Origin of the sequence: Afipia massiliensis, from assembly GCF_001006325.2 — a bacterium.
In the GTDB taxonomy this organism is placed as follows: Bacteria; Pseudomonadota; Alphaproteobacteria; order Rhizobiales; family Xanthobacteraceae; genus Afipia; species Afipia massiliensis_A.
On sequence record NZ_LBIA02000001.1, the window covers coordinates 1,773,658 to 1,788,258 of the forward strand.

The window sequence follows — 14,601 nt, forward strand, 5'->3', positions numbered from 1 at the left end:
GATGCAACCGCCCGTTACACCCCTTTGACGCGTCACCAGATGGCATGGCGCGCTGCGCAGGATTTGCCGGAGGGTGCTTACGTCAATCTCGGCATCGGCATTCCGACGCTGACCTCGGGCTTTGTGCCGAAAACCCGCGAGGTGATCTTTCACAGCGAGAACGGCGTGCTCGGGATGGGCGGTCCGCCGAAGCCCGGCGAGGAGGATGAAGAGCTTACCGATGCCGGCAAGAACCTGACAACGCTGGTGACTGGTGGTTGCTACGTCCATCACGCCGACGCGTTCCTGATGATCCGCGGCGGCCATCTCGATGTCAGCCTGCTCGGCGCATTCGAAGTGTCGGAAAAGGGCGATCTCGCCAACTGGACCACGGAAGACACGGAGTTTCCACCCGGCGTTGGCGGCGCGATGGATCTTGCGGTCGGCGCCAAGGAAATTCGCGTCCTCATGGAGCACACCGACAAGAAGGGACAGCCGCGCATCAAGTTCCGCTGCAGCTACCCGCTCACGGCGGCGGGCGTGGTGAAGCGCATCTACACCAACTACGCGGTGATCGATGTTGCATCGGCGGGTCTCCTCGTGGCTGAAATGATACCGGGCATGACGCTGGAGACATTGCAGGCCATGACGGAACCCAGACTGGAACTCGCTCCAGGCTACAAGGACATGATGCCGCCCGCGCGGGCGGCTTGACCCACCAGTGGAACCCGCAGGGCCGATCGGGTCACGCGGGTTCCATATGGAACCACTCTCTTATCTCGGTGTTGGTACTACGGACGGCGGCGAATGTATCCGCCGTCGTGCGAAACGGCATGGAACCACAAGTTCCGGGCCGTTCCGCTGACGTGTTGCGTTCTGGGGAGACCCTGCAGCGCAGAATTCCAACACCTGCCGTGATGCATTGCATCCGGCGGTGCCCGCCATCGTTTCGCCGATCACGGCGTCCATCGAAGGGTCGAGAGTGGAACCGGGAGAAGGGACGGCGGGATGTCAGCTTTGACAAGCATCCAGATGTCCCCCGCACAGACCTCACCGCGACAAAGCGCTTCCTCTGTCGCGCTCGCTCAAGGGACTGTCGAGACAGATATCCCCGCACGTCTGGATTCGCTGCCGTGGAGCGGATTTCATACCCGCGTGATCGCGGCGCTCGGCATCACCTGGATTCTCGATGGTCTTGAGGTGACGCTTGCGGGTGCATTGTCGGGTGCTCTGAAAGAGAGTCCGGTTCTCAAGTTCACCAACACCGATATCGGCATCGCCACCAGTGCATATCTTGCCGGTGCGGTTCTCGGGGCTATCGGCTTCGGCTGGCTGACGGACCGGATCGGACGCAAGAAACTGTTCTTCGTCACACTTGCGGTCTATCTCGCAGCTACAGCAGCAACGGCTTTTTCGTGGAGTCTCGCAAGCTTCGCATTCTTCCGGTTCCTGACCGGTGCGGGCATCGGTGGTGAATACACCGCGATCAATTCGACCATTCAGGAGCTTGTGCCTGCGCGTTATCGCGGTCGCACCGACCTGATCGTCAACGGCAGTTTCTGGATCGGAGCAGCGATAGGTGCGGTGAGCGCAATCGTGCTGCTCGATCCGAATGTGATCGATCCTGAAAAGGGCTGGCGGCTGGCGTTTCTAACCGGCGCGGGTCTCGGCCTGATCGTATTCGTGATGCGGTTCTGGATTCCCGAAAGCCCACGCTGGCTGATAATCCACGGCCACCCGGAGCGGGCCTTGAAGATCGTGAACGATATCGAATCCTCGGTGATGGTCGAGGCGCGCGGCAGCGGTTCTCAGTTACCCAAAATAAAGCTGAAAATGCGCACGCATACCCCGCTGCGCGAGGTCGCCGTCACCCTGTTGCGGACCTATCGCAGCCGCTCTTTGGTGGGACTGTCGCTGATGGTGGCGCAGGCATTCTTTTATAACGCGATTTTCTTCACCTATGCTTTGGTTTTGACAGATTTCTTCGCTATCCCCGCCGCAAATGTCGGCTGGTACATCCTGCCTTTCGCGGCCGGAAATTTTCTCGGGCCACTGCTGCTCGGTTCGCTGTTCGACACGGTCGGGCGGCGCACCATGATTGCCTTCACCTATAGCGTGTCGGGCATCCTGCTCGCCGTGTCGGGGTATCTGTTCTCGATCGGTGTCCTTAGTGCGCAAACCCAGACGATTGCCTGGATGGTGATCTTCTTCTTTGCGTCGCCGGCGGCCAGTGCTGCGTATCTCACCGTGAGCGAAACCTTTCCGCTCGAGATTCGCGCTCTGGCCATCGCGCTGTTTTATGCGATCGGCACCGGCATCGGTGGCATCGCCGGGCCAATGCTGTTCGGCGTGTTGATCGACACCGGTTCGCGCGACAGCGTGTTTGTCGGTTATCTGCTTGGATCGGCTTTGATGGTCGCAGCGGGGTTCATCGCGTGGCGTTATTGCATCGATGCCGAGTGCAAATCACTTGAGGAGGTTGCGCGGCCGCTGGCGGCGCAAGAATAACGAATGGATCATCGCGTGACTGAGAATTTTGCCGCAAAATCCATGGGGGACATGCTGTCCGCGCCGGCCGGAATCGTGCCGGACCTGGACCAGACCGCGTTGCTGCTCGATATCGACGGCACGTTGCTTGAGCTTGCGCCGACACCTCGCGACGTCGTGGTGCCGCCGAAACTCGGCTTGGTTCTTCAAACACTGCATGACCGGCTGGATGGCGCGCTCGCGCTGGTCAGCGGCCGCTCGCTGACCGACATCGATGTCATCTTTGCGCCGTTGCAGTTTCCGGCTGTTGGCGGCCATGGTGCGGAAATGCGGCTGTCGGTCGAGAGCGAGGCGGTCGCGTCGTGCGCGCCCCCGATGGACAATGACCTGAAGCGGCGCTTCATCGCGATCTCTCACCTCAGTCCCGGCATCCTGTATGAGGACAAGGGTTACTCCGTCGCGCTGCATTACCGGCTGGCGCCGCAGTTCGAGCGGACGATCTACGAAGCGGTGTCGGCGATCCGCGCCGATCTTCCGCAAGCCCCGATTGAAGTGCTCCCGGGAAAATTCGTGTGCGAGATCAAGCCCGCTGGTTTCACCAAGGCGACCGGTGTTCGCGAATTGATGAATCACGCGCCTTTCTCCGGGCGCAATCCCATATTCATTGGTGACGATGTCACCGACGAATCCGTGTTCGCCATCATGCCGGCGTTTCGCGGTGTGTCATTCTCGGTGGGCCGGCGTGCGCACGGCGTCAACGGGCAGTTCAAGGCCCCGAAAGACGTCCGCGCCTGGCTCACGCATTTACTCGATGAAGAAGCGATGGCGGCGCAATGAATATTCCCAAGGCAATCACGGCACTACAGGCTGAAGCAGGCGCGAAGATCGATCACGGCCTCGATCTTGCTGTGATCGGCAACTGCAAGACCGCCGCGCTGGTCGATCCGACGTCGCGGCTGGTGTGGTGGTGCTTCCCGCGCTTCGATGCCGATCCGGTCTTCTCCCGATTACTTGCGGGCGACGAAGAGAAAGGTTTCAGCGACGTCGTGCTCGACGGCATGGTGGATTTCAAATCCGAGTACATCCGCAATACGGCTTTGGTTGAGACCATACTGACCGATGCCAAGGGCAATGCCGTTCGCATCACCGACTTTGCCCCGCGCTTCCGGCAATATGGTCGCATGTTCCGGCCGCCGCAGCTCTTTCGCATCATCGAGCCGATTGCCGGGTTGCCGCGCATCACCATTCGCATTCGGCCGACTCATTCCTATGGCAAGCCGCTGAAGCGAAGCTCGCTCGGCAGCAACCATATTCGTTACGTCGAGGAAGAGTCATCGGTTCGCGTCACGACCGATGCGCCAATCGCCATGATCGAGCACGAATCACCGTTTGTGCTGACGCGACCGGTGCACATGGTGTTTGGCCACGACGAGCCCTATCCCGGCGACCTCGCCGCGACCGCGAAGTCGTTCGCCGAACAGACCAAGGCGTACTGGCTGCATTGGGTGCGACGTCTTTATATCTCTTACGATTATCAGGAAGCGATCATCCGCGCCGCGATCACGCTCAAGCTGTCGAATTTCGAGGAAACCGGCGGCATCATCGCCGCGCACACCACGTCGATCCCGGAAGCGCCGGGTTCAGGGCGTACCTGGGATTATCGGTTCTGCTGGCTGCGCGATGCTTACTTCGTGGTGAAAGCGCTGAATCGCGTTGGTGCGACGCAGACGATGGAGGATTTCATCGGTTTCACGCTGTCGCTTGCGGCGAATACCGATGAACCGCTGAAGCCGGTCTATAGCGTGGTGCCGAACCTCCCGCTCGACGAATGGATAGCGGCCGATCTCAAGGGTTATCGGGGCGATGGCCCGGTTCGCGTCGGCAACGCCGCCGTCGAGCAGAGCCAGCACGATACCTATGGCAGCGTGATCCTCGCGGCGCTGCCGCTATTCTTCGATCGCCGGTTGCCGACGCCGGCTGGTGAAAAGCTGTTTCGCCTGCTGGAGGGCCTTGGAGAGAAAGCAGCCGATGTCGCGCTGAAGCCGGACGCGGGCATCTGGGAATATCGCGGACGGCAACGGATTCACACTCATTCAGCAGCGATGTGCTGGGCGGGCGTCAACAGGCTCGCATCGATCGCTGCGCGGCTCGGCTTGCATGATCGCGCGGCTTACTGGAACTCGGTCGCCGATCCGATCCATAAGGAATTGCTCGAGCGCGCGTGGAATCCGAAACGCGAAGCATTCACTGCTGCATTCGGATCTGACGATCTCGACGCCAGTGTGCTGCTGTTGCCAGACCTTGGCGTATGCGAGGTCGACGATCCGCGCTTCGTCAAGACGGTGGCGGTGATGGAGCGGGAATTGCTGCGCGAGAAGCACGTGATGCGCTACGCCGCAGAAGACGATTTCGGATTGCCGGTGACTGCGTTCCTGATCTGCCGGTTCTGGTTGATCGATGCCTGGTGGCAACAGGGGCGGCGTGAGGAAGCGCGCGAGGCGTTTGCCGATGCACTCGCGCATCGCAATCGCTACGGTCTGCTGTCAGAGGACGTCGATCCGAAAACCGGCGCCTTGTTCGGGAATTTTCCGCAGACCTATTCGATGGCGGGACTAATTCTCACCGGCATGAAGTTGTCGCGGAACTGGGAAGATCGCTACTGGCGCAGTTAGTATTGCTGTTTCGACAGCTATGCGCGCAGTTAAATCGAATTCTCTTTCGGCTGATCAAGCAGAATATCGGTGACGGTATTTTGCATACGTGCGCGTTGCGCGATTCCGTCTGTGTCAAGACTATGCAAATCGTTCTTAATGCTCCACCCTTTTGTTTAATGGAACCCGGTTCCGCTTTGCTTGTCCGAATTTGACATCAATCAGTCTGAAGGGTGGCAGGGAACCATATTGATGAACAGGTGTTGTTTTTGCGGCTGCAAAACTAGGGAGGGCACCCTGTGGATCTCGTCGTCGTTTCCAACCGTGTCGCTCGCGCAAAAGCAAATGAGCCGATGACCGGTGGACTGGCAGCAGCGTTGCTGCCTGTAGTTGAAAGGTCCGGCGCGATCTGGGTCGGTTCATCCGGTCGCGTTCGCGACAACGTCTCGAAGGATTCATTCGCTGAAATCGAGTCGCTTGGCGCAGGCGCTCTCGCGCTGCTTGATCTTCCTGCGGCACATTACGGCGGCTACTACGAAGGCTTCGCCAATTCTGCCTTATGGCCGGCTTTGCATTCGCGCACCGATCTGATCAGCGTGTCGCAGGATAACTATCAGTGTTATCGCGAGGTGAACGCATTCATGGCGCGCGCGCTGATGCGCTTCAATAAGCCGAGCGCCGCGTTCTGGATTCAGGATTATCACTTCCTCACGCTGGGCGCCGAGATGCGCGAGCTCGGGGTTCGCAATCCGCTCGGCTTCTTCCTGCATACGCCGTGGCCTGCGCGCCGCGTGATCGCCGGTGTCCCGCATCATCGCGATCTGGTCGAGTCGATGCTCGCCTACGATTTGATTGGCTTCCAGACCGAAGACGATTGCGAGAACTTCGCGACCTATCTGCGCGCTGAGCTCGGTCTTGAGGTCGAGGGCGGCAGTGTTTCTTCCCGCTTCGGCACTTCGCGCATCGCGGTGTTTCCCATCGGCATCGATGTCGATGGATTCGCGGCACAAGCCCAGCGCGCGGCGTCGCATCCGGACGTGTCGCGGCTGCGCAAGAGCCTGCATGGCGAGCGTCTCGCGATCGGTGTCGACCGGGTGGATTATTCGAAGGGCCTCGTCAATCGCATCGGCGCGTTTGACCGGCTGTTCGAAATTCAGCCTTCCTTGAAGCGCTCTGTTTCATTGTTGCAGATCGCGACTCCGTCTCGCGGCGGGATCGAGGCCTACAGCAACCTGCAGGACGAACTGTCGAGGCAGGTGACCGAGGTCAACGGTCGTCATGGCGAGGTGGACTGGACGCCGATCCGCTACCTCAGCAAGGGATTCAGCCAAACCGTGCTCGCCGGTTTCTATCGAGCCGCGCAGGTTGGCGTGGTGACGCCGCTGCATGACGGTATGAACCTGGTGGCCAAGGAATATGTCGCCGCTCAAAATCCCATCGACCCCGGCGTTCTGGTGCTGTCGAAATTTGCCGGCGCGGCGAACGAACTCGACACCGCGCTCCTGGTTAATCCGCACGATATCGACGGCATGGCGCGCACCATTGCGACCGCGTTGTCGATGCCATCGACCGAGCGCCGGATGCGGTGGGAGGCGATGATGGCCAAACTGCGCGCGGGCACCATCCACAGCTGGTTTGCGGGATTTATCGAGGCGCTGGAGACCGCGCATACGGGCATGGGGCCGAGCCTGTTGCCGTCGGTTGTCCGGCCGCTGCGGGTCGCGGGGGTATCCGCCCTCGGCGATCGCCGGATGCGTGATTCGGCGCACTTTGGGCCCCGGCCCATGGCAAATTAGTGCCTCAACTTCAGATATTTACGGAATATTTTGAGCTGACGCCCGCGCTCTCTTGCAAATCGGCGCGCGCCCCTTCATGACAGGCGCGTGGAGAGGTGGCCGAGTGGTTGAAGGCGCACGCCTGGAAAGTGTGTATACGGGAAACCGTATCGCGGGTTCGAATCCCGCTCTCTCCGCCAGTAGATGCCATTTGCGCCCACAAGATGGGCTGCAAGCTCCCACGCGGATTTTCCTCAAGCCGGTCTCGCTTCGACAGCGGCCGTGTGTCGGTCCCGGCATATTCCGAGGGTTGCCTTAGGCAGCGCAAAAGTAAGCCCCTGAATCGGCCGCGCCAGGCGATGACGCTAGGTGTCACGCGAGAGCAGTACACAATCTCAGGTTTTCGACTTGGCGTTGCTAATGCCCCTTTCGCACAAACGGTTTTGCCTGGCGCTTCCCGCACGATTGATCAAGATCGGTCGAAGTCGCTCTTGTCTAGGCTATCGCCCTCTTCGTCGCGCAAATGACATGCTGGGGGTTTCCAAAATAAAGCAATTCTTTCGACCAGTAGGTAAGAACCTCACAATCTTCAAAGCCGACCTTCCGAAGTTCATCGAGAACCCGCCACCCGTAACGCCTGAAACTGAGTGAGCCCTTTTCCATATCTACCGGATTGCCGTGATATTCCGGCTCGCCATGGATAATCAGTTCTCCGGATGAACTCAGTTCTGCTTGTACGTGGTGGTCGTTCAAGGCGGCACTGAAAGGAGCCGTAAAAAGCAATCTTCCGCCTGGCTTCAGACATCGGAAGAATTCCTCGAATGCCTTATTGTGATATGGCACGTGCTCCAGCACATCAAAACTGAGGACATGGTCAAACGAATGATCCTTAAAGGACATTGACTGAATATCCTGGTGAAGAACACCGTTTCTGATCTCGCCAGACAGTCGAGCATCCGGGAAGAATTCGCTTCCGGTCGTATTGGCAAATCTTTCCTTCACCCAGCTATACGTCGACGTAATTGCTTCCGTTATGTAAATCGAATCGGTTTCAGCCGGAGAAAACTCTTGGCGGAAAATCTGTAACGAGGCGCGGACGCGATTAACCAGCCCGCACGAAAGACAATTCAAGTGCTCACGCCAATTTGGAACGACGCGTCCATCCGCCAGAGTCCTGGACGAATACATGCCGCTGACCTGGAAGCTATGTGTTTTAGCGCAACAGGCGCAGTATCCTGTGAGCCTGAAGGCATCCTCACCAAACGGGATAGCTTCTTGTTCAATCTGCTCGCGGTCACGGATAACATTTTGAAGAAACGAGCGGGCAACATCATACTCTTCGAGAGAGCGTGATTTCAGAAGCGGCAGGTGCGGAATGTCTCCCTTTCGGGATTGCCGTTCTCGAGCAATGCTTTCATCCGTGTGCGCGTTGTGACCAGACGATCCGCTCCAGCTAAATCCGTAAGGAACGGTCGTGTAGTGCGAGTGCCCGTTAAAGAACACTTCGTCTCTGTATCGGTCGAGCAGGAGTGACACGTCGCCCGAGTTGCCAATACTAAACTGTGAGCTGTGGCGCGATAAGATTGATGTGTCTTCAATCTTGTTGCCGCTGAAGTGGAAAAAACGAAGTGGCTCTCCGTTTACAGTCCAGACATCTTCTTCCCGGCGAACGCGTCTTTGTGACAAGTTCCAGTAAGCGACGTTATAGCCTGGGTGCCGCAGAATCTTTGTATTGCTTATGAAGGCAGGCAACAAATCGGCCCACTTCTGATCGACGAAAAGTCCATTAGGCAGATCAATAACGCAATGAGTTTCTAGTCTTCGCCCCCACCAGGAAGCGACCCTTCGTACTTCATCGGTTCCTCGCAGCATGCAGAAACCAAGATTGTAGATCCCATACTGGAGAAACTTGTCATCGCTCATTTCCGCATATTCGGCGGGTTCAGATATGTGAGGGGTAAGAATGCAATCAGGGCCAGCTTCGATGAGCTGATTCAGCTCGTCCAGCGGGGAGACAATGAAAATATCCGGATCCAGGTAAACGACAGGCTGGTTAGGCTGCGAATCGAACAAATACGAGAAAACGAAAGGTTTGATCGCGGTGTTCAGCTCTGTGATGTTGTAGCGACGGCGCATCTCGTCAAAATTCGGGATGCCCAATTGGTCGATGCTTAGAATTTCGAAAGGAAATTGTAGCCGATCAAAATTTGAAAGGTCGTCACAAACCGCGACGTGAAAATGCACAGATGCTTGATGAGCGACGAGTGACCTGTACAGGGCAAGCGCATAGCCCAGGAAGTTTTTCGAACAGATCGTAAAGAATATCAAGTCGTCGCTCCTTTTCGTCATAGGCATCGTAACAAATCAGTGAATCGGAGCCGGGGCGCCTGCGGATAAAAGCAGTTTCGATATCCGCTCTCTATTCGCATCGAGAGAAAATTCCTTCTCCATAAGCGCCAGTCCCGCTTCAGACATCGCGGCCCACTTATCTGCCTTCAAGTACATTTCAACGAGGTGCGCTGCGAATGATTCGTCAGTCTCTCCGACAGCGACATTCTTTCCATCGGAAAGACCCATCCCCTCGGCAGCAATTGGAGACAGCACACAAGGCACGCCATGCGCTAGCGAGGTGGCAACCTTTCCTTTTGCGCCCGCTCCAGTACGAAGCGGTGCAACCATCACTCGAATCTTGCTCAAGGCGCCTGCCAAATCTGGGACATGTCCGAGGGCGACGAATCCCGGCTCGCGACGGTTTATGATATCGGCCGGCATATCCGCGCCCATTGCATAAAATTCGACGTCAGGCAGCTGCTTGCGGACGATCGGCCAAATGCTGTCCAGGAAATGGTGTACGGCATCGACATTTGGTGTGTGTGCGTATCCGCCGATAAATCCCACGCCGCGCCGCTCGGAGAACCCTACGTTGCTTCTGACCACCGCGCGCGCCAGCGGCAGGGTGTAAACGGGTGAGCCGGGAACGATCTTCTTTAAGAGATCGTCCTCGGCCTCAGACACCACGACAGTTGTGTCGGCAAGGCGTATGAGTGCCAACTCACGTTCTTTGGTTCTGAGAGCGAGGTTGAGCAATTTTCTGTCGCCCTTGAGATGTGCATCTCTCTGCTCGCGAAGAAAATGCAGGTCTACGGTATTGAAGATGACCTTCGCGTCGACGCAGTGACGCCTGACACTTTCCATGAACGCTCCACCCGCGTGAACCCGAGACAGGATGCAAACATCGACTGAGCGTCCCAAGGATTTGATGACCTCTTCTGGTGAGGCGTAATTCCGGGAGCTTGGACACGAAACGCCGGTTGCCTCTAACGCGCGTTTGTTCGGACTGTCTGAGGCAAATTCGGCTGTTGGCAGGAATGACACATCATAGCCGAGTGCTTTGAGGGACAGGATGAGATTCATCGCATCCACTGATCCTGAATCCTCATTTGGTCGCGGGTAGACGCTATCTATGATCAGGGCATGCCTCTTCCCTGCTTTGTCTTTGAGCGTGTGTTCGCGCTTGATAGGAAGACTCGATGGGGGGCTCTCGATCGCGTTCTCGCGGGCAACAACCGGTTTGGTAAGGATCTGCCTAAGCCGCATTCTTGCCGGTCTCGTCGATGTGGCGAGTTTTCTTTTTATTGGATCAACTTGAAAAGTGACCAGATACTTCGCGAGCTTAAAGTAGCGCCCATTGCGAGTTGAATCGGGTATTCGACGCGCGGCAGCTCGCAGAGGTTTGGTCAGTTTCCAAGAGGTGCTTTCTTCAAAAGTCCGCCTCACGGATGTTAGACGCAGTTCTTCTCTTCGTTCCAGGCTCTTCCCGCGCTCTACCTGAAATGCCAGCTCTCGTTTTTGCTCGGATAATTCTCTCTGGAGGCCTGTTGCAGCCTCTTGCGCGGCGGCCAGGCGGCGATGCGTGTCCGCATAGCCAAGTCCGATATCGGTGAGGGCATCGTCCTGCAGTTCGCTCTGGCGCTCGAACAGCGAGATGATTGATTCCAGCTTTGATAGTGCCTTCTCTGCTGGCGCATTTGCCAGCTCGAATTTTACAACGTTAAGGAGAGCGGCGGGACGGATCGGAAAGGGCGCCCTGCTTAGCGAAGCAATCAGCGAAGGAATTCTCACAGCCGGCCGGATCGACTTTTCATAATTGGCCAGGGCCTCCGGCAATGACGACGAGAAGACAAGCGGGATACTGAGTTGCTCTGCGATCTCTTCCCATTTCAATGGAACATCGATTTCCCCGTTGTCCCAGAACCCGAAGGGGCGATTGTATGCAGCTGCCGTAACCGCGCCATGCATCGCTGCCGATAGGACAAACTTCGCCGACCCGACCGCATCGATGAATCGACGCAGCTCACTTGTGTGGGATGAAAGATTTGGCCTCAGGACTTCATCGCATCCACTGAGCTTCCTCAGCTCTTCATCGGAACGTTGATCATGAAAGTGCGGGATGCATACAGTTTTGTTGATAAAGCTATTAGCAGGCCTTGGCGTATATAGTGCGGGAAGCAGGAATGCTGGGTCTCCGATGGGTACCGCTGCGCCGAGCCGAAGAGCCGAGGCCGTAGCAGTGCCTCGCACGGCAAGGAACTGAACTCCCTTCCGGCGATGCTCGGACGGTCCCCCCTTGGTCCGCACCCCAGACCCCCAGAAAACAATCTTGGTTTCGCGATTGTCGTCTTGGGGTTCGGGCACGAACAGATCGTCTATGACGCTTCCCCCGATAAAGACGCAGTTCTTCGCGTTGCCGATCGGATAAAAGAGCTCCTCCATGAAGAATTCTGCGAGATAGTCTCCGAAGTTCTGAACGCGTTCGCCCTTCTGCCAGTAGTAGATGTAGTCCATCGCTTGTATGCCCCGATCAGCGTTGAGCGCGCCGCGAACGCCCTGGTCCTATGGAAGGATCTGAATGTCCTTACCCTTGCACAAATCCGTATTGGCGCAAAGATGCGCTAAACTGTTCGATTTTTCGATTACTTGGCGTCTTGTGCGAGTGAGAAGAGTTATGAATTTGGGACAACCTTGTGCCGTTCGCGCTGATGCCGAACAAGCTGTTCCTGTGTCGCCCACCCTATCAGCGCAAACGGCGCCAGCAATTCAAGGCGACGTTTCAATCCGGCCTTCTGAAGGCTGACTCAGAGTGCGGATCCTCAGTCATAGATGTGTATGGGGATTGTTGGACGGCTCTGGGGTTTAGATGAGTGATCTGCTCGGTTCGAAGTTCGTGCGCGACGCGTATCGCGGCGGGCTTTGCAGTATCGTCTCACGAGGCGCACGGGTCGGCTGAATCCCGGGATTGATGCCGCTCGTCTGCTTCCGCAAGGCCTGCTCGAAGGTCGCCGGCTGCGAAAGATCCTGGTGCAGGCCATCACGGACGCGGTGTGCCCCACGTTATGCTTAACGGTTCCTTTCGGAATCAGTCGCTGGAGTCTCTTTTTTGTCACGCCGGAAGAGAATGCATCGTGTGAGGCCAATAGACGGAACCCATCCGGGCCGTCGTCCATTTCTCGTTAACTGGGGCGCCGATAGGGTCCGCCCAACTCAACATGGGGAGATATAGAGATGGGTTATCGTTCCGCACTGCTGGCTTTCTCGGCTGCCGTTCTGGCTTCCACTGCTTCGGTCGCTGCCGACTTGCCGGCCCGCACCTACACCAAGGCGCCGGTTTACGCTCCAGCGCCGATTTTCAACTGGACCGGCATCTACGTCGGTGCGCACATCGGCGCCGCGTTCGGCGGTGACAACGGGTACGCAACCACGCTCCCCGGTTTGACCGGCAGCAACCGCGAAGCAGCGTTCCTCGGCGGCGGCCAGCTCGGCGCTGACTACCAGTTCGCTCCGAACTGGCTGGTTGGTATCGAAGGCCAGATCTCCGGCCTCTCGGGCAGCGACCGCACCTTCAGCAACGGCATCGACTCGTTCCGTGATCGTTCGGATTGGCTCGCTTCGATCACCGGCCGCCTCGGCTACACCTGGGGTCCGGGCCTGATCTACGCTAAGGGCGGTGTCGCGTTCCGTGACGACAACGGCCTTGCTGCAACCGCTGGCTTCCTGCCAGCCGTCGCTAGCCGCGAATCGACCGGCTACACTGTCGGTGGCGGTCTGGAATACATGTTCGCCCCAGCCTGGTCGGCGAAGGTTGAGTACCAGTACTACAACTTCGACACCACCAATGTTGCCTTCACGACTGTCGGCCCCGTCGCGCAGGCGCTCAGCTACAAGGACGACCTCCACACTGTGAAGGTTGGCGTGAACTATCGCTTCAACTGGGGTGGCCCGGTCGTCGCGAAGTACTAATAAGTTTTCTCCAGACAAACTTAAGGCCCCGGATAACCGGGGCCTTTTTTGTTGTGCTTTCGCAATATCGGAGTTGTCGACGCGATCCGCCTTCGGCGGGTTGCGCAACCATCAAGCCTTGTTCGGATTGATAAGAAACTTCTCGCCCGTTGCGCGCTTGCCGTAGGCGGCGATGTTCGAGAGCTGCAGCGCTTCCTGCAGCGACACGACCTGCGTGTAATGGCTGGCGAAGGTGGTCTTGAGTTCGGCGGCAACGCGTTCGCGCAACTTCTGCGCCTCCGCAGGGCCTATCTTTTGCAAGAACGGGAACAGCAGCCAGCCGCCGACGCCCCAGGCCATCCCGAAGCTCCGGTTGATTTCTGTCGGACGGGTATCGAGGCCGCCGTAAATGTAGACCTGCTTGTGAACGGTCGAGCCATATCGGCTGTAGGCCTTGGCGGTCTTGTTGGCGGCCGCCTCCATGCAAGCCAGGATCTGGCCTGCCAGCTTGCCGCCGCCGATGGCGTCGAATGCCAGCGTTGCGCCGGTCGCCACCAAAGCTTGCGTCAGGTCGTCCATGAAGGTTGCACTGCTGGAGTTGCAGACGTAGGTCGCGCCGATCTTGCGGAGGATCGCGTCCTGCTCGGCATTGCGCACAATGTTGACGAGGCTGACGCCGTCCTTGAGGCAAATCTTGTTGAGCATCTGGCCGAGATTTGATGCCGCAGCGGTATGCACGAGCGCCTTGTGTCCCTCTCGCCGCATGGTTTCGGTCATGCCCAGGGATGTCAGCGGATTGACGAAGCACGAAGCGCCTTCCGCCGCTGTCGTTCCATCTGGAAGGACGAGGCAGTCGGCGGCCTTGATGCAGCGGTACTGCGCATACATGGCGCCGCCGATCATAGCGACCATCTTGCCGATCATCGACTGGGCTCTGCTGGAGCTTCCTGCCGCGACGACAACACCGGCGCCTTCATTTCCGACCGGCATCGATTCATCGAGGCGCCCCGCCATCGCTCGCATCAACGGCTCCGGGACCGCTGCTGTCACAACGATGCTATCGCCGGTGCCGGATGATTTGGCAGTCGTCATATCGGCTGCACCCAGAAGGAGGCCGAGATCGGAGGGGTTGATCGGAGAGCCCTCGACGCGGACGATGACTTCGTCGGCGGCCGGCTCGGGAATTTTGACCTTGGCCAGCGACAGTTCGAGTTCGCCGCTCTTCTTGATCAAGGAGCGAAGCTGAAGTCCCTCGAAACCCATTGTGATCTCCCGTGACAATTTACATTCTTGCTTGTGAACGCGTGGCTGTAGCCGCACGTTGGCGGCAGAGGGCACACTTTGCGCCGGATTGAAGCCCGCAGGCAATGCGGCGGCTCAAATATAAGTAATTGACTTGCGGACGTTTCGTCGTCACGCGAGGGGCGGCGCGT

The 14,601-nt window shown here is 58.0% G+C and carries 9 protein-coding genes and 1 tRNA gene; 7 read left to right on the top strand and 3 right to left on the bottom strand.

Annotated features, from left to right (window positions below):
* Window positions 1-39 precede the first annotated feature (39 nt).
* The 6 genes from YH63_RS08415 to YH63_RS08440 all read left to right on the top strand — a co-directional run bounded on the left by YH63_RS08415 (window position 40) and on the right by YH63_RS08440 (window position 7,092).
* Window positions 40-693: a 3-oxoacid CoA-transferase subunit B gene (locus YH63_RS08415; protein WP_046827995.1), complete on the top strand. Its 654-nt coding sequence runs from the start codon at window positions 40-42 to the stop codon at window positions 691-693.
* A 294-nt stretch (window positions 694-987) separates the two neighbouring features.
* Window positions 988-2,487 carry an MFS transporter gene (locus tag YH63_RS08420; RefSeq protein WP_046827994.1) on the top strand — a complete coding sequence of 500 codons (1,500 nt, stop codon included), beginning with the start codon at window positions 988-990 and terminating at the stop codon, window positions 2,485-2,487.
* A gap of 3 nt (window positions 2,488-2,490) precedes the next feature.
* Complete coding sequence (gene otsB, locus YH63_RS08425; RefSeq protein WP_046827993.1) at window positions 2,491-3,303, top strand: trehalose-phosphatase; 813 nt, start codon at window positions 2,491-2,493, stop codon at window positions 3,301-3,303.
* Window positions 3,300-5,138 (top strand): glycoside hydrolase family 15 protein, encoded by a 1,839-nt coding sequence (locus YH63_RS08430; protein ID WP_046827992.1) that lies wholly within the window; start codon window positions 3,300-3,302, stop codon window positions 5,136-5,138. Before otsB ends, YH63_RS08430 begins: the two co-directional genes overlap by 4 nt.
* Before the next feature lie 278 nt (window positions 5,139-5,416).
* Window positions 5,417-6,913: an alpha,alpha-trehalose-phosphate synthase (UDP-forming) gene (locus YH63_RS08435; protein ID WP_046827991.1), complete on the top strand. Its 1,497-nt coding sequence runs from the start codon at window positions 5,417-5,419 to the stop codon at window positions 6,911-6,913.
* An 89-nt stretch (window positions 6,914-7,002) separates the two neighbouring features.
* Window positions 7,003-7,092 (top strand) — tRNA-Ser (locus YH63_RS08440).
* A gap of 295 nt (window positions 7,093-7,387) precedes the next feature.
* Here YH63_RS08440 and YH63_RS08445 read toward each other — a convergent pair.
* Together YH63_RS08445 and YH63_RS08450 are read right to left on the bottom strand one after the other, a co-directional pair.
* Complete coding sequence (locus YH63_RS08445) at window positions 7,388-9,220, bottom strand: methyltransferase domain-containing protein (RefSeq protein WP_170978674.1); 1,833 nt, start codon at window positions 9,218-9,220, stop codon at window positions 7,388-7,390.
* A 36-nt stretch (window positions 9,221-9,256) separates the two neighbouring features.
* A complete protein-coding gene (locus YH63_RS08450; RefSeq protein WP_052753833.1) occupies window positions 9,257-11,737 on the bottom strand; it encodes a glycosyltransferase in 2,481 nt (826 codons plus the stop codon).
* A 717-nt stretch (window positions 11,738-12,454) separates the two neighbouring features.
* On the opposite strand from YH63_RS08450, the gene YH63_RS08455 reads away from it, so the two are divergent.
* The gene (locus YH63_RS08455; RefSeq protein WP_137325157.1) at window positions 12,455-13,189 is read left to right on the top strand and encodes an outer membrane protein; all 735 of its coding nucleotides are present in this window, start codon (window positions 12,455-12,457) and stop codon (window positions 13,187-13,189) included.
* Window positions 13,190-13,300: 111 nt separating this feature from the next.
* Here the strand turns inward: YH63_RS08455 and YH63_RS08460 are convergent, their stop codons facing one another.
* The gene (locus YH63_RS08460; RefSeq protein WP_046827989.1) at window positions 13,301-14,431 is read right to left on the bottom strand and encodes a zinc-binding dehydrogenase; all 1,131 of its coding nucleotides are present in this window, start codon (window positions 14,429-14,431) and stop codon (window positions 13,301-13,303) included.
* Window positions 14,432-14,601: the final 170 nt, after the last annotated feature.